A 20,047-nucleotide genomic window follows, 5' to 3' on the forward strand; every position below is an offset into this window, starting at 1 on the left:
GACTCAAGCCATGCCACTGCCACTCGAAGGACGGTCCGCCGTCGTCACCGGCGCCGGACGCGGGCTCGGCCGGGCCGAGGCCCTGGAACTGGCCCGGCTCGGCGCGGCCGTCGTCGTCAACGACTACGGGCGGCCCGGCCGGGACGGTTCGGGGGAGGCCTCGGCGGGACCGGCCGAACAGGTCGCCGCCGAGATACGCGCGGACGGCGGCCGGGCGGTCGCCCACACCGGGGACGTCAGCGACTTCCAGCAGGCCCGCGAACTCATCCAGTTGGCCATCGCCGAGTTCGGCCGGCTCGATGTCCTCGTCAACAACGCGGGGATCCTGCGCGACCGCATGGTCTTCTCCATGACCGAGGACGAGTGGGACTCGGTGATCCGCGTCCACCTCAAGGGACACTTCAACACCACCCACTTCGCCGCCGCGCACTGGCGTGAGCGGTCCAAGGCGGCCGGGGAAGAGAAGGTCTACGGGCGGATCGTCAACACCTCCTCGGAGGCGTTCCTCGCCGGCTCCGCCGGCCAGCCCAACTACGCGGCCGCGAAGGGCGGCATCGTCGGCCTGACCACCTCCACCGCCCTCGCCCTCGCCAAGTACGGGGTCACGGCCAACGCGATCTGCCCGCGCGCCCGGACCCGGATGACCGAGGACGTCTTCGCCGGCTTCGAGGAGCCCGCCGAGGGCCTGGACCCGCTGGCCCCCGAGCATGTCGCCCCGCTCGTCGGCTACCTGGCCTCACCGGCCGCCGCCGGGATCAACGGCCAGCTGCTCGTCGTACACGGCGGCATGGTCGCCATCGTGGAACGGCCGCGCGTGCAGGCCAAGTTCGACAGCAAGCAGGAGACGTTCAGCTACGACGAGCTCGACGCACTGCTCAGCCCGCACTTCGCGGACCGGCCGCCCGGGGAGACCTTCGCGGCGGCGGAGGTGCTGGGGCTGAAACGCGGGTGACAACGGGGTGAGGAGGGGGGAGAGACGCGAGGAGGGGGGCGCCCCGTCGGACGCCCCCCTCCTCGCGTTGCCACCGTCAGGCAGCCGACTCCGCGGTCTCCTGGGCCGGCTTGCGGTGCCGGCCGTGCGGAGCCGTCTCGCTCTCCTGGGCCGCGATCGGACCCCGGTGCCGGCCGTGACCGGCAGCCTCGGAAGAGTCGGCAGACAGCTGCTCCATCGTGCTGGTGTCGCTCATCGGACGTATTCACCCCGTCAACATGATCTTTCGTACAGCCGGGCGAGTGTAACCGGCGCACCACGGGCCGAATCCAGGCGCACACGCCAACCGGCACTAGTTCGTTACAAGACGTCCCAGAGGTGCCTGCTGCAACGGCACCGGACGCGCCATCACCGGCTCCGCGGCGCCCCGTTGCGCGGGCTCCGCGGTGACCGGTGCCACAGGTTCCGGAGGGTCCGGTGCCGTCGGCTCCGGCGGCGCCCCGAGCGCCCCCGCAGCCGTGCCGTCCCGGACCGGACCCTCCGGACCCGCATCCCCCCGCACCGCGGCGGTACCGTCTGCCGCGGCCGTCTCCCCCCTGGGCACCGTCAGCTCCGCCACGCCGCACGGAGTCTCCTCCGTGGCGTACGGCAGCCGCAGCACCCCGTCCCGGGTCCACAGCCCCGCCCCGGTCAGCCACCCCCCGGGCGCCGGGAGGTGGCTCGCCCGCCGCCCGGCCGGCCGCCAGACGGCCACCCAGCTGTTGCCGTACGGCCCGTCGACGCGCAGCGCCACCGCGCAGTGCTCCGGCGTCAGCACCTGCTCGGGCTGGATCGCGAACGGCGTCACCGCGCACTCCGGCATCCTCAGGCACTCCGGGAAACGCACCGGCAGGGCGCTGCCGAGCACGCCCCAGCCCAATCGTTCCTGCCCCGGCGAGGGCGCGTCGGAGGAGATGAGCAGCAGCCCGCTGTCGGGGTCGGCGAGCAGCAGCCGGTCGTCGCTGCCGGCCGCGATCTGCAGCAGCGGCGAGACCTCCGCGCGCTCCAGGTCCACCACGACCGTCTTCACCGGCCCGCCGGCCGGTTCCCGGTCCAGCGCCAGCATCCGCCCGGCGCGGTCCAGCCAGACCCCGCCCGAACAGCGCCCCGCCACCTCGGCGAGCCGCTCGGGCCCGAACGCCCCGCCCGCCACCAGCCACACCACGCTCGACCGCGGCCCGACGGCGAGGGCGTACGCCCGTACGCCTCCCGGTGCCGGCGGCAGCAGCGTGAGCCGGGTGCCGGGCTCCGGGCACTCCACCGCGCCCAGCGGCAGCTCACCGGTGCCGGGGCCGGTCGGGTACAGCAGCGAGAAGGTGTGCCGGTCCCCGGCCAGGCGGTGGATCAGTACCCGGCCGTCGGAGAGGGGCTGCACCTCGGTGCCGGGCTCCTCCGGCTGGTTGCCGGGCAACGGCACCGCGTACGGCTCCGGGCCGTCCAGCGTCCAGCGCTCCGGGAACCAGCAGTCGCCGGCCGGGGCGAGCCGGGCCGCGTACGCGCCGTCCGCCGTCACGGCGAACGCCGTCCCCGCCGCACCGCCGGCCCCGCCCGTCGACGGGGATTCGATCGCACAGGCCGTCATCGTTCGGTCACCTCCTGCGACGAAGCTAGTTTTCGCACGCACAGGCGTGGGAGGGCCCGACCCGGGCTTCACACATACGGGTGGCGCAGAAGCGATTCACCTGAGGAAACCGGGGCCTTTGTGCTGAGCGGGCCCAGACCGGACGGATGCGGTACGGCCGTCCGGACCAGCCAGGTAGCCTTGCCTTCGTGCCCCGTCTGTCAGAAGTCATCGCCGCGCTGGAGAACCTGTGGCCCGCCGAGCGGGCCGAGTCCTGGGACGCGGTCGGCACCGTCGTGGGCGACCCCGGCCAGGAGGTCACCCGGGTCCTGTTCGCCGTCGACCCCGTGCAGGAGACCGTCGACGAGGCGGTGAAGCTCGGCGCCGGCCTGCTGGTCACCCACCACCCGCTCTTTCTGCGCGGGACGACCACGGTCGCGGCGACCCACTTCAAGGGCCGTGCCGTGCACACGCTGATCAAGAACGACATCGCGCTGCACGTGGTCCACACCAACGCCGACACGGCGGACCCGGGCGTCTCGGACGCGCTCGCGGGCGCGCTGGACCTCCGTGTCGTACGGCCCCTGGTGCCGGACCCGACCGACCCGGCGGGACGGCGGGGCCTGGGCAGGGTGTGCGAGCTGGACCACCCGGTGACCGTCCGCGAACTGGCCGCGCGCGCCGCCGAGCGGCTGCCCGCCACCGCGCAGGGCATCCGGGTGGCCGGCGACCCCGAGGCCGTCGTCCGCACGATCGCCGTCAGCGGCGGCTCCGGCGACAGCCTCTTCGACCAGGTCCGCGCGGCCGGTGTCGACGCCTTCCTCACCGCCGACCTGCGCCACCACCCGGCCAGTGAGGCCGTCGCGCACAGCCCCCTCGCGCTGCTCGACGCGGCGCACTGGGCCACCGAGTGGCCCTGGTGCGAGCTGGCCGCGAGCCAGCTCGACGAGATCTCCGACCGCCACGGCTGGGACCTGCGCGTCCACGTCTCCAAGACGGTCACCGACCCCTGGACCGCCCACGCGGCGTCCATCACCACCTCTAGCTGATTTCCGGGAGCCCCCAACTGAACGCCGCGCCCGCCGACCAGATCCGACTCCTCGACGTCCAGGCCCTCGACGTCCGCCTGCAGCAGCTCGCGCACCGGCGGAGGTCCCTGCCCGAGCACGCCGAGATCGACTCCCTGAACAAGGACCTCACCCAGCTGCGGGACCTGCTCGTCGCCGCGCAGACCGAGGAGAGCGACACCGCCCGCGAGCAGACCAAGGCCGAGCAGGACGTGGACCAGGTGCGCCAGCGCGCCGCCCGCGACCAGCAGCGCCTGGACTCCGGCGCGGTCACCTCGCCCAAGGACCTGGCCAACCTCCAGCACGAGATCGCCTCCCTCGCCAAGCGGCAGGGCGACCTGGAGGACGTGGTGCTGGAGGTCATGGAGCGCCGGGAGGCCGCGCAGGAGCGGGTGACCGAGCTGACCGGGCGCGTCGCCTCCGTCCAGTCGAAGATCGACGACGCGAGCGCCCGCCGGGACGCCGCGTTCGAGGAGATCGACGGCGAGGTGGCGACGGTGACCAAGGAGCGCGAGGTCATCGTGGGCGCCATCCCCGCCGACCTGCTGAAGCTCTACGACAAGCTGCGCGAGCAGCAGGGCGGCATCGGCGCGGCCAAGCTGTACGCCCGCACCTGCCAGGGCTGCCGCCAGGAGCTGGCGATCACCGAGCTGAGCGAGATCCGCGCGGCGGCGCCGGACACCGTGGTGCGCTGCGAGAACTGCCGCCGCATCCTGGTGCGCACGGCCGAGTCGGGTCTGTAAGAGTCGGTAAGGGGCTTCAGGCGTGCGGGAGTTCATCGTCGAGGCGGACGGCGGGTCACGGGGCAACCCCGGGCCCGCCGGTTACGGCACGGTGGTCCGTGAGGCGGCCACGGGTGAGCCGCTGACCGAGGTGGCCGAGTACATCGGCGTCGCCACCAACAACGTGGCCGAGTACCGGGGGCTGGTCGCCGGCCTCCGCGCCGCCCACGCCCTGGACCCGGCCGCGACGGTGCACGTCCGCATGGACTCCAAGCTCGTCATCGAGCAGATGTCGGGCCGCTGGAAGATCAAGCACCCCGACATGAAGCCGTTGGCGACGGAGGCGAGGTCGGTCTTCCCCCCGGAGCAGGTCACGTACGAGTGGATCCCCCGCGAGCAGAACAGACACGCGGACCGCTTGGCGAACGAGGCGATGGACGCGGGGTCGAGGGGCGAACAGTGGTCGCCCTCGGAGTCGACAGCGGCTCTGCGGACCGCGCCGGTCGCCGCGGCACCTCCCGGCGAGCAGCGCCCGACCACTCCCGACGAGCAGCGTGTCTCGACACCGGGCTGGGGCGGCGCCCCCGACCTCGGCGCACCGGCGACCTTCGTGCTGCTCCGGCATGGCGAGACCCCCCTCACCCCCCAGAAGCGCTTCTCGGGCAGCGGCGGCACCAACCCCTCTCTCTCCGCCGCCGGCCGCGAACAGGCCCACCGTACGGCCGAGGCACTCGCCCGGCGCGGCACCATCGAGGCCGTCATCGCCTCCCCCCTCACCCGCACCCGCGAGACCGCGGCCGTCGTCGCCACCCGCCTCGGCCTGGAGGTGACGATCGAAGACGGCCTGCGCGAAACGGACTTCGGCGCCTGGGAAGGCCTCACCTTCGGTGAGGTCCGCGACCGCTACCCCGACGACCTGAACGCCTGGCTGGCCGATCCGGAGGCCCACCCCACCGGCGGCGGCGAGAGCTTCGCCGAGACGGCCACCCGGATCGCCGCCACCCGCGACAAGCTGGTCGCCGCCCACGCCGGCCGCACGGTCCTGCTGGTCAGCCATGTGACCCCGATCAAGACCTTCGTCCGCCTCGCCCTCGGCGCCCCGCCCGAGTCCCTGTTCCGGATGGAACTGTCGGCGGCCTCCCTGTCGGCGGTGGCGTACTACGCGGACGGCAACGCGAGCGTACGGCTCTTCAACGACACGTCCCACCTGCGTCCCTGAGCCGCGCCGCACCCCGCGCCAGCTCCTCGATCCGCGCCCAGTCCCCGGCGGCAACCGCGTCCGCCGGGACCATCCAACTGCCGCCCACACAGCCGACGTTGGGCAGCGAGAGATACTCCGGCGCGTTCGCCGGGCCGATTCCGCCGGTCGGGCAGAAGCGAGCCTGCGGCAAGGGCCCGGCCAGCGACCGCAGGTACGCCGTACCGCCCGCCGCCTGCGCCGGGAAGAACTTCATCTCCCGCACCCCGCGCTCCAGCAGCGCCACGACCTCCGAGGTGGTCGACACCCCCGGCAGGAACGGCAGCCCGGACCCGCGCATCGCCGCCAGCAGCGCCTCCGTCCACCCCGGGCTGACCAGGAACCGCGCCCCCGCCGCCCCGCACGCGCCGACCTGCTCCGGCGTGATCACCGTGCCCGCACCGACCGTGGCCCCGGGCACCTCGCGGGCGATCGCCCGGATAGCGTCCAGCGCCCCCGGTGTCCTGAGCGTCACCTCGATCGCCGGCAGCCCGCCCGCCACCAGCGCCCGCGCCAGGGGTACGGAGTCGGCGGCGTCGGATACCACCACCACGGGCACGACGGGGGCGAGATCCAGCATGGAGGCGGCCGAAGAGGAGGGCAGCGGTGAGCTCATGCGCTCATCGTGCCCAGCGGCTGCAGCACACGCAATGAGCGTTGCACATGCTGCAATGCCAAATGTTCCCGGTCAAAGGCCTCTCAGTGGATCTCCTCCACCAGCACGTCCAGCGACCAGGCCTTGCCCGCCTTCCCCGGCGCCTCCGCCTCCACCGCGTAGCCGAGCTCCCGCAGCGCCTCGACCAGCTCGGCGGGGTCCTTGGGCGCGGCACCGGCCGTCAGCAGGCTTCGGACCATCCGGCCCTTGGTCGCCTTGTTGAAGTGGCTGACCACCTTCCGGGTCGGCGCGTGCAGCACCCGTACGGTCGCCGTGCGCCCCGCGAGCTCGCCCTTCGGCCTCCAGGCCGCCGCGTAGGCGGAGGAGCGCAGGTCCAGCACCAGGCCGTCGCCGGCCGCCTCGGGCAGCACCTCGGCCATCGGGGCCCGCCAGTGCCCGGCCAGCGCCCCGAGCCCCGGCAGCTTCACGCCCATCGAGCAGCGGTAGGACGGGATCCGGTCCGTCACCCGCACCGCGCCCCACAGCCCCGAGAAGACCAGCAGCGACCGGGCCGCTCGCCTCTTCGCCGCCGCGTCCAGGGTGGCCAGGCCGAGGGCGTCGTAGAGGACACCGGTGTAGATCTCCCCGGCGGGGCGGGCGCCGGCCGTGCGCAGCCCGGCGTTCTTCGCGACCTCGCCGCGCAGCCCCTCGCTCAGCCCGAGCACCTCGCGCGCCTTCTCCTCGTCGCCGGTGCACAGCTCGACCAGCTCGGTGAGCACGGCCTCCCGCGCGGCGGTCAGCCCCGGCAGGGACAGCGACCCGGCATCGAGCGGGGCACCCTCGCCCGAGTTCGCCTTGCCTTCCGAGGGCGGCAGCAGGACCAGCAACACGTACTCCTCACGTAGACCTCCGCGACAGCGTACGGCGTGCCACCCGCACGCCCCCGACCACAGGGCCGCCCGGCGGATCCCGCCGGAGACGCGGGGTCCGGTCGGCCCGTCCCGCTCACCTCTTCGGATCAGCTTCCGTCGGCTTCCTCCGGCCCGATCCGCCGGACAGGCCTACGCTCGCTGTATGCCCCGCCGCAAGATCCGCGTGACCGGTGCCCCCGAGGCACCCCTGCGGGCAGCCCTGGCCGCCCTGCGCGCCGAACTCGGCCTCCTCGACGCCTTCCCGCCGGGGGTCCAGGCCGAGGCCGAGCGCGCGGCGAAAGCGCCCGTCCTGCCGTCGTACGACGCCACGGACATCCCGTTCTTCACCCTGGACCCACCGGCCTCCACCGACCTGGATCAGGCCGTCCACCTCTCCCGGCAGGGCACCGGCTACCGGGTCCGGTACGCCATCGCCGACGTCGCCGCCTTCGTCGTCCCCGGCGGAGCGCTGGACGCGGAGGCGCACCGCCGGGTGAACACCCTCTACTTCCCCGACGGGAGGATCCCGCTGCACCCCACCGTGCTCAGCGAGGGCGCGGCCAGCCTGCTGCCGGACCGGGTCCGCCCGGCCGTGCTGTGGACGATCGACCTGGACGCGGAGGGCCGGACCGTGGGCGTCGACGTGCGCCGTGCCCTGGTCCGCAGCCGCGCCAGGCTCGACTACGCGGGCGTGCAGAGAGAGATCGACGCCAGGACCGCCGAGGAGCCCGTCGCGCTCCTCAAGGAGATCGGCGAGGCACGGGAGCGGCAGGAGGCCGAGCGCGGCGGCATCTCCCTGAACGTGCCGGAGCAGCGGATCACCGAGCAGGACCACACCTATGTCCTCGGCTACCGGGCCCCGCTGCCCGCCGAGGCCTGGAACGCCCAGCTCTCGCTCCTCACCGGGATCGCCGCCGCCGACCTGATGCTCGTGTACGGAACCGGCGTCCTGCGCACCCTCCCCGCCGCACCGGACGGCGCTGTCGCCCGCCTGCGCCGCACCGCGACCGCGCTGCACATCGACTGGCCGCACCACGTGTCGTACGCGGCCCTGATCCGCACCCTGGACCCGCACGACACCCGCCACGCCGCCTTCCTCCAGGAGTGCACCACCCTGCTGCGCGGCGCCGGTTACACCGTCTTCCGTGACGGCGTCCTCCCGGCGATCACGACCCACTCCGCCGTCGCCGCCCCCTACACCCACTGCACCGCCCCGTTGCGCCGCCTCGCCGACCGCTATGCCTCGGAGCTCTGCCTGGCCGCCATGGCCGGTCAGTCCCCGCCCGACTGGGTGCTCGCCGCGCTCGACGCGCTGCCCCGGCGGATGGCCGACGGCGCCCGGATCGCGGGCACGGTCGAACGCGCGTGCGTGGACATCGTGGAGGCGGCCCTGCTCAAGGACCGGGTCGGGGACGTCTTCGTCGGCTGCGTGGTGGACGTGGACGAACACCGGCCCACGGTGGGGACCGTGCAGGTGGACTCGCCCGCCGTGATCGGCCGCATCGAGGGCGACCGGCTGCCGCTCGGCGAACGCCTGCGGGTACGGCTCAGCCGGGCCGACCTCGGTACGACGAAGATCCTCTTCACCGTGGCATGAGGGCTCACCGTGGCATGAGGACTCACCGTGGCATGGGGGCCCGCACGAGGCCGCCGGCACGTGCGGGCGGACCACACCCGTTGCGGCCGTCGGCGGCGCTCCCACCTGTGCGTCGCAGCCGACCGAGGCGGGCTCGGGCGTCGCGGCAGGGTCAAGCGGTGACCCGGGGCATGCCGAGCCACCGCTCCAGTGCCTCCGGCAGTCCCTTGCCGTCGTCGCTCTCCGCGTCGGCGGCCCAGGCCACGAACCCGTCCGGCCGTACCAGGAGCCCCTTCAGGCCGGGCCGGTCCGGGCAGGCGAGAGTGCGGACGTCGAGTCGGTCGCCGTACCCCTCGGCGTGGGTGCGCAGCCCGGCGTCGTCGGTGAGGTCGAGGAGCAGGGCGCGGCCGGTGTGCAGGTGCTCGCCGAGCCGGGTGCCGTCGGACAGCTCCAGGTCGGGCGCGCTCGCGCCGGTCAGCGGATGATCGCCGGGCAGGTCGTAGCGCTGCCAGATGCCGGAGATCTTGTTGACGAGGTACGTCGTGCCGGTCGTGGTCAGCGCCAGGTCGGTGACCACCCGGCGCAGGGCGCGGGCGTGCCGGTCCGGGCGCATCACCGCGATCTGGGCCCGGGTCCAGTCGAGCACCCAGGCGCCGATCGGGTGCCGCTCGGCGGTGTAGGTGTCCAGCAGGGACTCCGGTGCCGTGCCGCGCACGACGGCGGCCAGCTTCCAGCCCAGGTTCATCGCGTCCCCGATGCCGAGGTTGAGTCCCTGCCCGCCGAACGGCGAGTGGACATGCGCCGCGTCGCCCGCGAGCAGCACCCGGCCCTTGCGGTACTCGGTGGCCTGGCGGGCGTTGTCGGTGAACCGGGTCGCGGTGACCACCTTGTGGATGGTGACCTCGGGCACGCCCGACACCCGGCGCAGGCTCGCCTGCAGCTCCCCGGCGGTGACGGGCGCGGACCGGTCGGCCGGGGGTCCGTCGAATTCCACGCTCAGGACCCGGCCGGGGAACGGCCCGTTGACGTACGTCCCCCCGTCCGTGGTGTTCCAGCCCACCCCCAGCCGCTCGTCGCCGGACATCTCCACGACCGCCTGATAGCCGGTGATCTCCGGGTCGGTGCCCGGGAAGTCGAACGCGGCGAGCTTGCGGACGGTGCTGCGGCCGCCGTCGCAGCCGACCAGCCAGCCGGCCCGGACCGTCCCGTCACCGGTGTGCACGGCGACCCCGTCCGCGTCGGCGTCGAAACCGGTCAGCTCCACGCCCCGGCGCACCTCCACCCCGAGCCGTGCGGCCCGCCGGGCCAGGATCCGCTCCAGCTCGGCCTGGGGTACGCCGAGCCCGCTGTCGGCGGCGGGGCCGACGTCCGCCCAGGCGGGGTCGGAGCCGTCGAAGAGGCCGGGATCCATCATGATCCCGGCGAAGTGCCCGGCGAACTTGGGCGGGGGCCTCATGGCGCCCTTGGCCTTGCCGCCGTCGCCGCCGTCCCCGCCGTTCCTGAAGGCGCGCATCCGTTCCCGCGCCGCCTCCCACACCGCCGTCAGCTCGGGCAGCAGCCCCCGCCGGTAGAAGGCGAGGGCGCTCGGGATGTTGACCGAGCCCGCCTTGATCGTCTCGTCCACCTCGGTCAGCCGCTCCACGACCAGTACCCGCGCCCCGCCGAGCCCGAGTTCGCAGCCGAGGAAGAGACCCACCGGGCCGGCACCGGCCACCACAACGTCGTAGTCCGACACGTCGTCATCGGTCGTCATCCCTTCACTGTAGTCACTAAAAGTTTTGAGTGGCTATAGTTTTCGCGTGAGCGAGGAACTGGACGAGGAGCTTCCGCTGAGGGAGCGCAAGAAACGGGCCACGCGGCAGCGGATCTCGGACATCGCGACGGGGCTCTTCGTGGCGCGCGGCTTCGACGCGGTGCCGGTCACCGAAGTGGCCCGGGCGGCCGGCGTCTCGGCGATGACCGTCTTCAACTACTTCCCGCGCAAAGAGGACCTGTTCCTCGACCGCATCCCGGAGGCCGTCGAGCTGGTCGCCACGGCCGTACGGGGGCGCGCGGCGGACGAGACCCCGCTGGCCGCCCTGCATCGCCTCGCGCTCCGACTCCTCGACGAACGGCACCCGTTGAGCGGGGTGGGGGAGACCTTCCTGCCCTTCTGGCGGACCGTGATCGCATCGCCCGCCCTGCGCGCCCGCGCCCGCGAGGGTGCCGAGGAGGTGGAGGAGGCCCTGGCCGACGCCCTCGCCGGGACCGGCGTACCGGACCCGCACCTCCTGGCGGCCCTGACCGTGGCGGCGTACCGCACGGTCTTCGTCACCTCCGCGCGCCGGCTGCTCGCCGGGGACCCGGTGGAGGCGGTGGCACGGGATCACCGGCGGCGCCTGGAGTCGGCGTTCGCAGCGCTGGAGCGCATGGCTCCCTGAAGCCCTCTTGGAAGCCGCCCCGGCATGGAAGCGGACGCCGAAGGCGTTGCACCCTTTGGCGGGAAGGGGCGATGGGGATGACAGAAATGCCGGAAACGACGGAACGGGCGCTGTGGACGCGCGCCCGGCTGGGCCAGGGCGGGCCGCCGCTGGACCTCCTGACCGCGAACTTCCACCGGCACACCTACGCCCCGCACACCCACGACGAGTACACGATAGGTGTCTGCGTCGGCGGCAGCGAGATCATCGACTACCGGGGCGGCCACATCCGCACCGGCCCCGGCACGATCGTCGTCCTCGACCCCGGCGAGATGCACACCGGCGGCCCCGGCAACGCCACCGACGGTTACGCCTACCGCGCCCTGTACGCCGATCCGTCCCTGCTGGCCGACGGCACCCTCGGCGGCCTCCCGCACTTCCGCGAACCCCTCCTCGACGACCCCGAACTCGCCGCCGCGCTCCGCCGCGCCCACACCCGGCTGAGCACCTGCCCGGACCCCCTGGAGGCCGAGTCCGTCCTGCCCTGGCTGCTGACGGCGCTGGCCCGCCGCCACTCCACCGCCCGATCCGCGTCCGACGAGATCCCCGGCGCACTCGCGATCGCGATGCGGGTCCGCGACCGCCTCGCCGACGAACTCACGGCCCCACCGCCGCTGGCCGGCCTGGCCGCCGAGCTGGGCCTGTCCCGCTACCAGCTCCTCAGGGCCTTCCGTACGACGATGGGCATACCGCCGTACGCCTGGCTGGCCCAGCACCGGGTGAGCAGGGCGCGGGGCCTGCTGGAGGCGGGCCTGCGCCCGGCGGAGGTGGCGGGCCTGGTGGGCTTCGCCGACCAGGCGCACCTGACCCGCTGGTTCCGCCGGGTGCTGGGGGTGACGCCGGCGGCGTACCGCAACAGCGTTCAAGACACCCGCTGACGGGGTGGCCGAAACTCACCGCATGACTGCACGCGGCTGGTTCCTGTTCTCCCTCATGGGAGTGATCTGGGGCGTTCCCTATCTGCTGATCAAGGTGGCGGTGACCGAGGTGTCCCCGCCGGTCCTGGTGTTCACGCGCTGCGCGCTCGGCGCGGCCCTCCTGCTCCCCTTCGCCCTGCGCCAGGGCGGCCTGCCCCGGACCGTGCGCACCCACTGGCGCCCCCTGCTGGCCTTCGCGTGCCTGGAGATCATGGTCCCCTGGTTCACCCTCACCGACGCCGAACGGCACCTGTCCAGCTCGACGTCGGGCCTGCTGATCGCCGGGGTGCCGATCGTGGGCGTGATGGTCGGCCGTCTCCTGGGTGACTCCGAACACCTCGGAGCCCGCCGCCTGACCGGGCTCGCCCTGGGCCTGGCGGGCGTGACGGTCCTGACCCTGCCCCACCTGACCGGCGGCGACGCCCGCTCCCTGGCGGAGGTGCTGGTCACGGTCGTCGGCTACGCGACCGCGCCGCTGATAGCCGCGCGCCGCATGAAGGACGTCCCGTCCCTCCACCTGACCTCGGCCTGCCTCACCCTCGCGGCGGTGGTCTACGCACCGGCGGCCATCGCGACGCGCCCGACCTCCATCCCCTCCGCCTCCGCCCTGGCGGCACTGGCCGGGCTGGGCGTGCTGTGCACGGCGGTGGCCTTCGTGGCGTTCCTGGAGCTGATCAAGGAGGCGGGTCCGACCCGGGCGACGGTGATCACGTACGTCAACCCGGCGGTGGCGGTGGCGGCGGGCGCGCTCTTCCTGAACGAGCGCCTGACCGCGACGGTCCTGGTGGCCTTCACCCTGATCCTGACGGGCTCGGTCCTGGCGACGGCCGCGGCCGGTCCCCGTCGCTCCCGGCGCCCGGTACCATGGTCGACACGGCAGACGAGCCGGGCGGACGGCCGCGTGGAGTCCCCCTAGGGGGCTTCCCGAGGAACGTCCGGGCTCCACAGGGCAGGGTGGTGGCTAACGGCCACCCGGGGTGACCCGCGGGACAGTGCCACAGAAAGCAGACCGCCCGGGGCTCAGGCCCCTGGTAAGGGTGAAACGGTGGTGTAAGAGACCACCAGTGCCCAGGGTGACCTGGGCAGCTAGGTAAACCCCACCCGGAGCAAGGTCAAAAGGGAACACCCCGGTGTTCCTGCGCGGACGATCGAGGGCTGCCCGCCCGAGTCCGCGGGTAGACCGCACGAGGCCGGTGGCAACACCGGCCCTAGATGGATGGCCGTCGCCCCGGCGCCCGCGAGGACACCGGGGAACAGAACCCGGCGTACAGCCCGACTCGTCTGCCGCTGCGCCGGTCTACGCCGACGGTTCCAGGGGCCGGTCGCGCACCCTCCGCAGGTGCCCCTCGAACACCTCCCGCGCCTCCGGCGTCAGCGTCCGCAGCGCCACCAGCGCGGTGATCACCACGTCGCAGAGTTCCGCCTGGACGTCCTCCCACGTGTGGGTGACGCCCTTGCGGGGGTTCTGGCCGGTCGTGCCGATGATCGCCTCGGCCACCTCGCCGACCTCCTCCGAGAGTTTCAGGACGCGGAGGAGGACGCCTTCCTGGCCCGCGTGCCTGCGGGTGGCCTCCAGCCGGGACCAGAGTTCGTCGATGGTCGGCCAGAGGGCGGGGGTGGTGTCGGCCGTGGTGGCGGGGGTGGGGCCGGTCGAGGCGGCGGGGCCGGTGGTGTCCTGATCGGTCATGCCGGGCAGCTTCCCATGCCCCGGCACCGCGCCGTACCGCCCGTCCAACCCCGGCACTGCGCCGCACTGGCTGGTCCGCCCCCGGCACCGCGCCGTACCGCTCGTCCGACCCCGGCACCGCGCCGTACCGGCTGGTCCGCCCCCAGCAACCGCGCCGTACCGCTCGTCCGACCCCGACCCCGACCCCGACCCCGACCCCGACCTTGACCCTGGCCCTGCGCCGCGTACCGCCTGCCCCGCCGCGCCTCGAACTGCACCGCCCCGACTACTCCTCGAACAGCACCTCCTGCTCCCCCTCCGCCTTCGCCCGCACCCGCTGGTTCCGCGCCCCGATCACCAGCGCCGTGGCCGCCGCCGTGACGCCGAGGGCCACCGGTACCATCCAGCCCCGGTCGAAGATGTGGCCGAGGGCGTGGTCGAGGGAGAGGCGGCCGGGGCCCGTCACCGCGAGGCCGGCTGCCGCGAGGCCGAGGCTGGCCGCGTACTCGTAGCCGCCCTCCTGGGCGAAGAAGCCATTGGGCATGTGGACCGTCGCCGCCCCGGCCATCGCTCCGGCCGCCGCCGCGCCCGCCGCCGGGGTCGCGAGGCCCAGGGCGAGGAGGGTGCCGCCGCCGGCCTCCGCGAGGCCCGCCGCCGTCGCGCTCGCCTTGCCGGGCGCATAGCCGACGGACTCCATGAACTGGCCGGTGCCCTCCAGGCCATGCCCGCCGAACCAGCCGAACAGCTTCTGCGTGCCGTGCGCGGCCAGCACCCCGCCGGTCCCCAGCCGGAGCAGCAGCAGGCCCAGGTCACGTCGGTCGAAACAGCTCACGGTGACTCCCAAGCGGAGAAGCGGAGAAGCGGAGAAGCGGAGAAGCGGAGAAGCGGAGAAGCGGAGAAGCGGACAGCGAGGAGAGGCTCGTGCTCCCACCGTCGCAGGTATGACACCGGTCGGCTCGCTGTGGATGGCGTTCGGGTGGCGGGGTCGGGGCGGCGGTGTGAGCCTGGCGCCATGACGATTCAGCCAGCCAAGCTCAGCGATCCGGCCGTCCGGGCCTTCGTCAACGCCGTCAACTCCCATGACCGGGAGGGCTTCATGGCGCTGCTCGCCCCCGGCGCCACCATGGCCGACGACGGCTCCGACCGGGACCTCGCCGAGTGGATCGACCGGGAGATCTTCTCCTCCCACGGTCACCTGGAGGTCGACAACGAGTCCTCCGGCGGCCGGACCCTTCTCGCCCGCTACCGCAACGACACCTGGGGCGAGATGCGCACCAAGTGGACCTTCACCGTGGAGGACGACGGGCGGATCTCGCGGTTCGAGACCGGGCAGGCGTAAAGGGCCGTCACGGGGCTTGTGTTCGCGTGCACTCCAGCTCCTAGCGTCCTCAGGCATGGAGACCACAAGGACCCTGGGACGCAGCGGCATCGATGTCAGCCCGCTCGGCTTCGGCTGCTGGGCCATCGGCGGGGAGTGGCAGTCCGCCGACGGGCAGCCGCTCGGGTGGGGCAAGGTGGACGACGAGGAGTCCGTGCGGGCGATCCACCGTGCGCTCGACCTCGGTGTCACCTTCTTCGACACCGCCGACGTCTACGGCACCGGGCACAGCGAGGAAGTCCTCGGGCGTGCCCTCGGCAAGCGGCGCGACGGCGTGGTGCTCGCCACCAAGTGGGGCAACGTCTTCGACCCGGACACCCGCACCCTCACCGGCAGCGACGACACCCCGGAGTACGCCCGGCGCGCCCTCACCGCCTCCCTGCGCCGCCTCGGCACCGACCGCATCGATCTGTACCAGTTCCATCTCTCCGACGCCGATCCGGTGCGGGCCGCCGAACTCCGGGACCTGTGCGAGGAGTTGGTGAAGGAAGGGCTGATCCGCGCCTACGCCTGGAGCACCGACGACCCCGACCGCGCCGCCGTCTTCGCCGAGGGCGCGCACTGCACGGCCGTACAGCACGCCCTGAACGTGCTTCAGGACGCGCCGCACCTCCTCGGCCTGTGCGAGCGCTTGGACCTTGCGAGCATCAACCGCAGCCCGCTGGCCATGGGGTTGCTGGCCGGGCGGCGGAGCGGAGGTCTGGAGGCCGGGGACATCCGGAGCCGCCCGCCGGCCTGGATGCAGGGGTACGACGGTGACGGCTCCGGGGCCGACGAGGACTGGCTGACCCGGATCGACGCCCTGCGGGACGTCCTCACCAGCGACGGCCGCACCCTCGCCCAGGGCTCACTCGCCTGGCTGTGGGCCCGCAGTCCGTGCACCGTGCCGATCCCGGGCTTCCGGTCGGTCGCGCAGGCCGAGCAGAACGCGGGCGCGATGGAGAAGGGGCCGCTCACCCCGGGACAGCTGGCCGAGATCGACCGGATCCTCGGGAGGTGAGCGGCCCACCTCGGCCGGTCTCAGTGGCCGTGGCCGCTGTACTGCTGCTGCTCGGTCAGCCTGAGCTGCCCGGCCTTGGTGGTGGCCAGGCGCGGGGCGAGGCGGGCGACGTGCCTCAAGGGCCTGGGGGCACCCCAGCCGCCGGCCGTCACCACCGCCGAGGACGTAGAGCGATTTCCGGACCTTGTCCTGCGCCTGCGTCATGCCGGCCGACACCGAGTTGACGGTGATGACCAGCGCGATACCGAGCGCCGGACCCATCGCGACGACCAGAGCGGCCTTCTTGCGGCGGCCCAGCTCGCGCTTGAGACAGATGCCGAACATCCCGTTCCTCGAAGGTACTTGGCGCCCGCTGTGGGCGCGGCCACAAGCCAGGGAGGAACCTTTGAGCCGCCCTGGGTGAAAGATGTGTAAGGGCTGAGAAAACGGGTTAACTCATCGGATTTTCATAACGTGGCAAATTCCACGGCGGCGACGGCCCCGTGGTGCGGAATCCGCTGCTGGGCGCGGTGTACCTTCCCCGGGTGCGCGAATGTTCCCGGCTCAGCCGGCGTGCCGTCCTCGGACTGACGGCCGCCGCCCTTCCCCTGTCCGCGACCACTGAGGCGTCCGCCGCGACGGTGATCGGTGGCGAGCAACTGGCCCGCACCGGCGTCCAGGTGCGCGGTGCCTCCGGGCTGCCCGAGAAGCTCACCGCCCGGTCCTGGCTCATCGCCGACTGCGAGAGCGGCGAGGTGCTCGCCGCGTTCAACGCGCACCGGCGGCTCGCGCCCGCGTCCACGCTGAAGATGCTGTTCGCGGACACCGTGCTGAAGAAGTTCGACCGCACCGCGCGGTACACCGTCAAGGACTCGGACGTCTCCGACGTCCCGGCCGGCTCCAGCCTGGTCGGCATCAAGCCCGGCATCACCTACACCGTCGAGCAGTTGTGGCAGGGCGTGTTCCTGCGCTCCGGCAACGACGCCGTGCACGTGCTCGCCCACATGAACGGCGGCATCGCCAGGACGGTCGCCGAGATGCAGGCCAAGGCGGAGGACCTGCAGGCCCTGGACACCCATGTGGTCAGCCCCGACGGCTTCGACCACCCGGGCCAGATCTCCTCGGCGTACGACCTCACGCTGTTCGCCCGCCACGGTCTGAAGGACCCCGACTTCCGCGGCTACTGCGGCACCCGGACCGCCGACTTCCCGGCAGGGGGCAAGAAGACCTTCCAGATCCAGAACACCGACCGCCTGCTGACCGGGGCGTGGGGACTGAGGACGTACGACGGCCTGATCGGCGTCAAGAACGGCTACACCAGCCACGCCGGCAACACCTTCACCGGCGCGGCCACCCGGGGCGGACGCACCCTGCTGGTGACGGTGATGCACCCCGCCGAGGGCAGCAACGCCGTCTACGAGCAGACCGCAGCGCTGCTCGACTGGGGCTTCGGGCGCGGGCGTTCGGCGCGGGCCGTCGGCACCCTGGTCGAGCCGCTCAGCGAGGGCGGGGCGAGGGTGAGCCCGGCGCCCGGGGGAAAGGCGGCGCAGGCGGCGGCCGGCGCGCCGGGCTCGGGCTCCGGCGGCCCGTCCACCGGCCGGCTGGTGGAGGGCGCGGGAGGTACGGCGCTGCTGCTGGCGGCGGCGGGGGCGCTGGTGGTCAAGCGGCGGCGCAGGGCGGTCGCCGCGGCGGCGACGGACGAGGCGTCCCGGGGAGCCGGGAGGGCGGAGCGGCCGGAGGGCGCCGAGGGGTCTGCGGGAACCACGGAGTCCGGCGGCCGGCACCGGCGCTGAACAGAGCGGCGTCGCTCACCGGCCCCCCCCCCGCGCTGAGCAGGGCGGCGTCGCTCACCGGCGCACCCGCGCTGAACAGTGCGGCGGCCGCTCCACCGGGACCGGCGTGTACCCCGCGTCCCGTCGCGAGGTCCACCCCCAACTCCGGTCCGGTGGAACGGCCGTCGCCTCCCCCCTCGGTGATGGCTTACGGAATCCCCGTGCTTCAACTGTGAAGCTCTCGTGAAGGAAAGTTGAGCATATAGGCTGGACATGTCGCAATACCGCGGATGTTCGAATTCCGCCAGGGGGGACGGGGTTCAGCCCCGCCCGATGTACGGCATCGCCGTCGCCAGCACCGTCGCGAACTGCACATTCGCCTCCAGCGGCAGCTCCGCCATGTGCCGCACGGTCCGCGCCACGTCGGCCACGTCCATCACCGGCTCCGGCACCACCTCGCCGTTCGCCTGCAGCGCACCGGTCCGCATCCGGGCCGTCATGTCGGTCGCCGCGTTGCCGATGTCGATCTGCCCGACCGCGATCCGGTACGGTCGCCCGTCCAGCGACAGCGACTTGGTGAGGCCGGTGAGGGCGTGCTTGGTCGCGGTGTAGGCGACCGACAGCGGGCGGGGCGTGTGCGCCGAGATGGAACCGTTGTTGATGATCCGGCCGCCCTGCGGGTCCTGCTCCTTCATGTGCCGGTACGCCGCCTGGGCGCACAGGAACGCCCCGTTGAGGTTGGTGTCCACCACATGCCGCCAGGCGTCGTACGACAGCTCCTCGACCGGCACTCCGCCGGGCCCGAAGGTCCCCGCGTTGTTGAACAGCAGGTCCACCCGCCCGAACCGCTCCACGGTCGCCGCGAACAGGGCGTCCACGTCCTCGGGCCGCGACACGTCGGTGCGCACGGCGAGGGAGGCGCCCCCCGGCATCAGCGCCGCGGTCTCCGTCAGCGTCCCGGTGCGCCGGCCCGCCAGCGCCACCGACCAGCCGGCCCGCAGCAGTTCCACGGCGACGGCCCGCCCGATGCCGGAGCCGGCGCCGGTCACCACCGCGATCTTCGATTGCCTGTCAGTCATGGCACCGCAGCGTAGGCGGCAAGTCCGCCATGCGGAATGCCGTGTCCGCCATACGGTTATCCGACGGTGACGGTCGCCGTCTCTCCCGGATACCGCACACCGATCCGCTCCCGCACCGCGTCCAGCGTGCGCATCACCGCCAGGGAGCCCTCCAGCGGCACCAGCGGCGACTCCTTCTCGCCCGCCCGCAGGGCCCGCATGACCTCGACCGCCTCGTGCCGCAGAGTGGTGCGCGGCCCGTCGGCCGGGTCGGCGGCGAACGCCTCGGGGTCGCGGCCGTCACGGTGCAGCACGAACCGCTCGGGATGGAAGAAGCCGGACGGCACGTCGATCCGGCCGCGCGAACCGGTCACCGACGCCGTGCCGCCCGTCCCGCCGACGATCGAGCAGTGCAGCGCGGCCATCGCCCCGCTCTCCCAGGACAGCACCGCGCCCGTCTGCAGGTCGACGCCCTCCGGCGACAGCACCGCGCTGCCCGCGACCGCGTCCGGCTCACCCAGCAGCAGCTGCGCGAACGACACCGGGTACACGCCGAGGTCCAGCAGCGCCCCGCCACCGAGGGCCGGGTCCCGCAGACGGTGCGCCGGCGGGAAGGGACCCGCGAGCCCGAAGTCGGCCTGCACGGTGCGTACTTCGCCGATCGCCCCGTCGTCCACCAGCGCCTTCAGCCGCCGCACGAGCGGGTTGCAGTACATCCACATCGCCTCCATCAGGAAGCGGTCGTGCTCGCGCGCCAGCGCGACGAGCTCCTCCGTCTCGCGCACGTTCAGCGTGAACGGCTTCTCGCACAGCACGTTCCGTCCCGCCGCCAGACACAGCCCGGCCGCCGCGCGGTGCGCCGAGTGCGGAGCGGCGACGTACACGACATCGATGTCCGGATCCGCCGCCAGCGACTCCCAGTCGCCGTACGCCCGGCCCGCCCCGAACCGCTCGGCGAACGCCTCCGCCGACTCCGGCCGCCGCGACGCCACCGCCGCGATCTCCGCGTCCGGCAGGTCGACCAGGTCCGCCGCGAACGCCGCCGCGATCCCGCCCGTCGCCAGAATCCCCCAGCGCACCCTCTGCTCCGCCATCGCTCGCCCCACCCCTCGGTCATGTGTGCCCCGGCAGTGTGTACGAGCTGAGAGCATAGGGGCCGGTCGATTTCATCAGGCGGTC

General features: G+C 73.3%; 19 protein-coding genes, 1 other RNA gene and 2 pseudogenes. 12 read left to right on the forward strand and 10 right to left on the reverse strand.

What is annotated here, in order from left to right:
• Positions 1-10 precede the first annotated feature (10 nt).
• Entirely contained in the window at positions 11-952 is a 942-nt protein-coding gene (locus FB563_RS23120) for a 3-oxoacyl-ACP reductase (RefSeq protein WP_055709174.1), read from the forward strand.
• Between the two features lie 76 nt (positions 953-1,028).
• Here FB563_RS23120 and FB563_RS43050 read toward each other — a convergent pair whose 3' ends face one another.
• Entirely contained in the window at positions 1,029-1,187 is a 159-nt protein-coding gene (locus FB563_RS43050; RefSeq protein ID WP_167528502.1) for a hypothetical protein, read from the reverse strand.
• A 96-nt stretch (positions 1,188-1,283) separates the two neighbouring features.
• Positions 1,284-2,552, reverse strand: a complete 1,269-nt coding sequence (locus FB563_RS23125) for a hypothetical protein (protein ID WP_142218869.1) — start codon at positions 2,550-2,552, stop codon at positions 1,284-1,286.
• Positions 2,553-2,740: 188 nt separating this feature from the next.
• On the opposite strand from FB563_RS23125, the gene FB563_RS23130 reads away from it, so the two are divergent.
• The 3 genes from FB563_RS23130 to FB563_RS23140 are packed head-to-tail and all read left to right on the forward strand — an operon-like array spanning position 2,741 to position 5,539.
• Positions 2,741-3,580 (forward strand): Nif3-like dinuclear metal center hexameric protein, encoded by an 840-nt coding sequence (locus FB563_RS23130; protein WP_055708478.1) that lies wholly within the window; start codon positions 2,741-2,743, stop codon positions 3,578-3,580.
• A 17-nt stretch (positions 3,581-3,597) separates the two neighbouring features.
• Positions 3,598-4,341: a zinc ribbon domain-containing protein gene (locus FB563_RS23135; RefSeq protein WP_079048960.1), complete on the forward strand. Its 744-nt coding sequence runs from the start codon at positions 3,598-3,600 to the stop codon at positions 4,339-4,341.
• Between the two features lie 22 nt (positions 4,342-4,363).
• Positions 4,364-5,539, forward strand: coding sequence for a bifunctional RNase H/acid phosphatase (locus FB563_RS23140; protein ID WP_055708480.1), 1,176 nt, complete (start codon positions 4,364-4,366; stop codon positions 5,537-5,539).
• On the opposite strand, the gene eda is transcribed toward FB563_RS23140, so the two are convergent.
• Both eda and yaaA read right to left on the reverse strand, forming a co-directional pair.
• On the reverse strand, positions 5,511-6,173 hold the full coding sequence (gene eda / locus FB563_RS23145) for a bifunctional 4-hydroxy-2-oxoglutarate aldolase/2-dehydro-3-deoxy-phosphogluconate aldolase (RefSeq protein WP_055708481.1): 663 nt from the start codon (positions 6,171-6,173) through the stop codon (positions 5,511-5,513). The two genes, FB563_RS23140 and eda, sit on opposite strands and share 29 nt — an antisense overlap.
• An 83-nt stretch (positions 6,174-6,256) precedes the next feature.
• The gene (gene yaaA, locus FB563_RS23150; protein WP_055708482.1) at positions 6,257-7,039 is read right to left on the reverse strand and encodes a peroxide stress protein YaaA; all 783 of its coding nucleotides are present in this window, start codon (positions 7,037-7,039) and stop codon (positions 6,257-6,259) included.
• A gap of 187 nt (positions 7,040-7,226) precedes the next feature.
• Between yaaA and FB563_RS23155 the strand changes: the two genes are divergently transcribed.
• Positions 7,227-8,660, forward strand: coding sequence for an RNB domain-containing ribonuclease (locus FB563_RS23155; protein WP_055708483.1), 1,434 nt, complete (start codon positions 7,227-7,229; stop codon positions 8,658-8,660).
• Between the two features lie 151 nt (positions 8,661-8,811).
• Here the strand turns inward: FB563_RS23155 and FB563_RS23160 are convergent, their stop codons facing one another.
• Positions 8,812-10,392, reverse strand: coding sequence for an FAD-dependent monooxygenase (locus tag FB563_RS23160; RefSeq protein ID WP_055708484.1), 1,581 nt, complete (start codon positions 10,390-10,392; stop codon positions 8,812-8,814).
• A gap of 46 nt (positions 10,393-10,438) precedes the next feature.
• Here FB563_RS23160 and FB563_RS23165 point away from each other — a divergent pair, with 46 nt between their 5' ends.
• From FB563_RS23165 to rnpB, 4 genes and pseudogenes are all read left to right on the forward strand, one after another.
• Positions 10,439-11,059, forward strand: a complete 621-nt coding sequence (locus FB563_RS23165; protein WP_055708485.1) for a TetR/AcrR family transcriptional regulator — start codon at positions 10,439-10,441, stop codon at positions 11,057-11,059.
• An 86-nt stretch (positions 11,060-11,145) separates the two neighbouring features.
• The gene (locus tag FB563_RS23170; protein ID WP_107100733.1) at positions 11,146-11,976 is read left to right on the forward strand and encodes an AraC family transcriptional regulator; all 831 of its coding nucleotides are present in this window, start codon (positions 11,146-11,148) and stop codon (positions 11,974-11,976) included.
• 55 nt (positions 11,977-12,031) lie between these two features.
• Positions 12,032-12,778, forward strand: a pseudogene (locus FB563_RS45485) (DMT family transporter); the annotation flags it as partial.
• A 118-nt stretch (positions 12,779-12,896) separates the two neighbouring features.
• Positions 12,897-13,299, forward strand: an RNA gene (rnpB, locus tag FB563_RS23185) — RNase P RNA component class A.
• A gap of 13 nt (positions 13,300-13,312) precedes the next feature.
• Here the strand turns inward: rnpB and FB563_RS23190 are convergent.
• Positions 13,313-13,702 carry a MazG-like family protein gene (locus tag FB563_RS23190; protein WP_167528503.1) on the reverse strand — a complete coding sequence of 130 codons (390 nt, stop codon included), beginning with the start codon at positions 13,700-13,702 and terminating at the stop codon, positions 13,313-13,315.
• Positions 13,703-13,967: 265 nt separating this feature from the next.
• A complete protein-coding gene (locus FB563_RS23195) occupies positions 13,968-14,513 on the reverse strand; it encodes a DoxX family membrane protein (protein WP_142218871.1) in 546 nt (181 codons plus the stop codon).
• A 180-nt stretch (positions 14,514-14,693) separates the two neighbouring features.
• Here FB563_RS23195 and FB563_RS23200 point away from each other — a divergent pair, with 180 nt between their 5' ends.
• Positions 14,694-15,020 carry a nuclear transport factor 2 family protein gene (locus FB563_RS23200; protein ID WP_055703757.1) on the forward strand — a complete coding sequence of 109 codons (327 nt, stop codon included), beginning with the start codon at positions 14,694-14,696 and terminating at the stop codon, positions 15,018-15,020.
• Positions 15,021-15,075: 55 nt separating this feature from the next.
• The gene (locus FB563_RS23205; protein ID WP_055703758.1) at positions 15,076-16,059 is read left to right on the forward strand and encodes an aldo/keto reductase; all 984 of its coding nucleotides are present in this window, start codon (positions 15,076-15,078) and stop codon (positions 16,057-16,059) included.
• Positions 16,060-16,215: 156 nt separating this feature from the next.
• Here FB563_RS23205 and FB563_RS44155 read toward each other — a convergent pair.
• Positions 16,216-16,383: pseudogene (locus FB563_RS44155) on the reverse strand (ABC transporter permease); the annotation flags it as partial.
• A gap of 200 nt (positions 16,384-16,583) precedes the next feature.
• On the opposite strand from FB563_RS44155, the gene FB563_RS23215 reads away from it, so the two are divergent.
• Positions 16,584-17,831, forward strand: a complete 1,248-nt coding sequence (locus FB563_RS23215; RefSeq protein ID WP_199832693.1) for a D-alanyl-D-alanine carboxypeptidase family protein — start codon at positions 16,584-16,586, stop codon at positions 17,829-17,831.
• A gap of 299 nt (positions 17,832-18,130) precedes the next feature.
• Here the strand turns inward: FB563_RS23215 and FB563_RS23220 are convergent, their stop codons facing one another.
• Together FB563_RS23220 and FB563_RS23225 are read right to left on the reverse strand one after the other, a co-directional pair.
• Complete coding sequence (locus tag FB563_RS23220; RefSeq protein ID WP_055703759.1) at positions 18,131-18,889, reverse strand: SDR family oxidoreductase; 759 nt, start codon at positions 18,887-18,889, stop codon at positions 18,131-18,133.
• A gap of 56 nt (positions 18,890-18,945) precedes the next feature.
• Complete coding sequence (locus tag FB563_RS23225) at positions 18,946-19,962, reverse strand: Gfo/Idh/MocA family protein (protein ID WP_199832694.1); 1,017 nt, start codon at positions 19,960-19,962, stop codon at positions 18,946-18,948.
• Positions 19,963-20,047 lie beyond the last annotated feature (85 nt).

This window comes from Streptomyces puniciscabiei (assembly GCF_006715785.1).
Lineage (GTDB): Bacteria > Actinomycetota > Actinomycetes > Streptomycetales > Streptomycetaceae > Streptomyces > Streptomyces puniciscabiei.

Coding starts and splice junctions, on each gene's coding strand:
- FB563_RS23160 (WP_055708484.1), bottom strand. CDS start 10,392: ATGACGACCGATGACGACGTGTCGGACTACGACGTTGTGGTGGCCGGT.
- FB563_RS23200 (WP_055703757.1), top strand. CDS start 14,694: ATGACGATTCAGCCAGCCAAGCTCAGCGATCCGGCCGTCCGGGCCTTC.
- FB563_RS23120 (WP_055709174.1), top strand. CDS start 11: ATGCCACTGCCACTCGAAGGACGGTCCGCCGTCGTCACCGGCGCCGGA.
- FB563_RS23125 (WP_142218869.1), bottom strand. CDS start 2,552: ATGACGGCCTGTGCGATCGAATCCCCGTCGACGGGCGGGGCCGGCGGT.
- FB563_RS23170 (WP_107100733.1), top strand. CDS start 11,146: ATGCCGGAAACGACGGAACGGGCGCTGTGGACGCGCGCCCGGCTGGGC.
- FB563_RS23225 (WP_199832694.1), bottom strand. CDS start 19,962: ATGGCGGAGCAGAGGGTGCGCTGGGGGATTCTGGCGACGGGCGGGATC.
- FB563_RS23205 (WP_055703758.1), top strand. CDS start 15,076: ATGGAGACCACAAGGACCCTGGGACGCAGCGGCATCGATGTCAGCCCG.
- FB563_RS23155 (WP_055708483.1), top strand. CDS start 7,227: ATGCCCCGCCGCAAGATCCGCGTGACCGGTGCCCCCGAGGCACCCCTG.
- FB563_RS23190 (WP_167528503.1), bottom strand. CDS start 13,702: ATGACCGATCAGGACACCACCGGCCCCGCCGCCTCGACCGGCCCCACC.
- FB563_RS43050 (WP_167528502.1), bottom strand. CDS start 1,187: ATGAGCGACACCAGCACGATGGAGCAGCTGTCTGCCGACTCTTCCGAG.
- FB563_RS23220 (WP_055703759.1), bottom strand. CDS start 18,889: ATGACTGACAGGCAATCGAAGATCGCGGTGGTGACCGGCGCCGGCTCC.
- eda (WP_055708481.1), bottom strand. CDS start 6,173: ATGAGCTCACCGCTGCCCTCCTCTTCGGCCGCCTCCATGCTGGATCTC.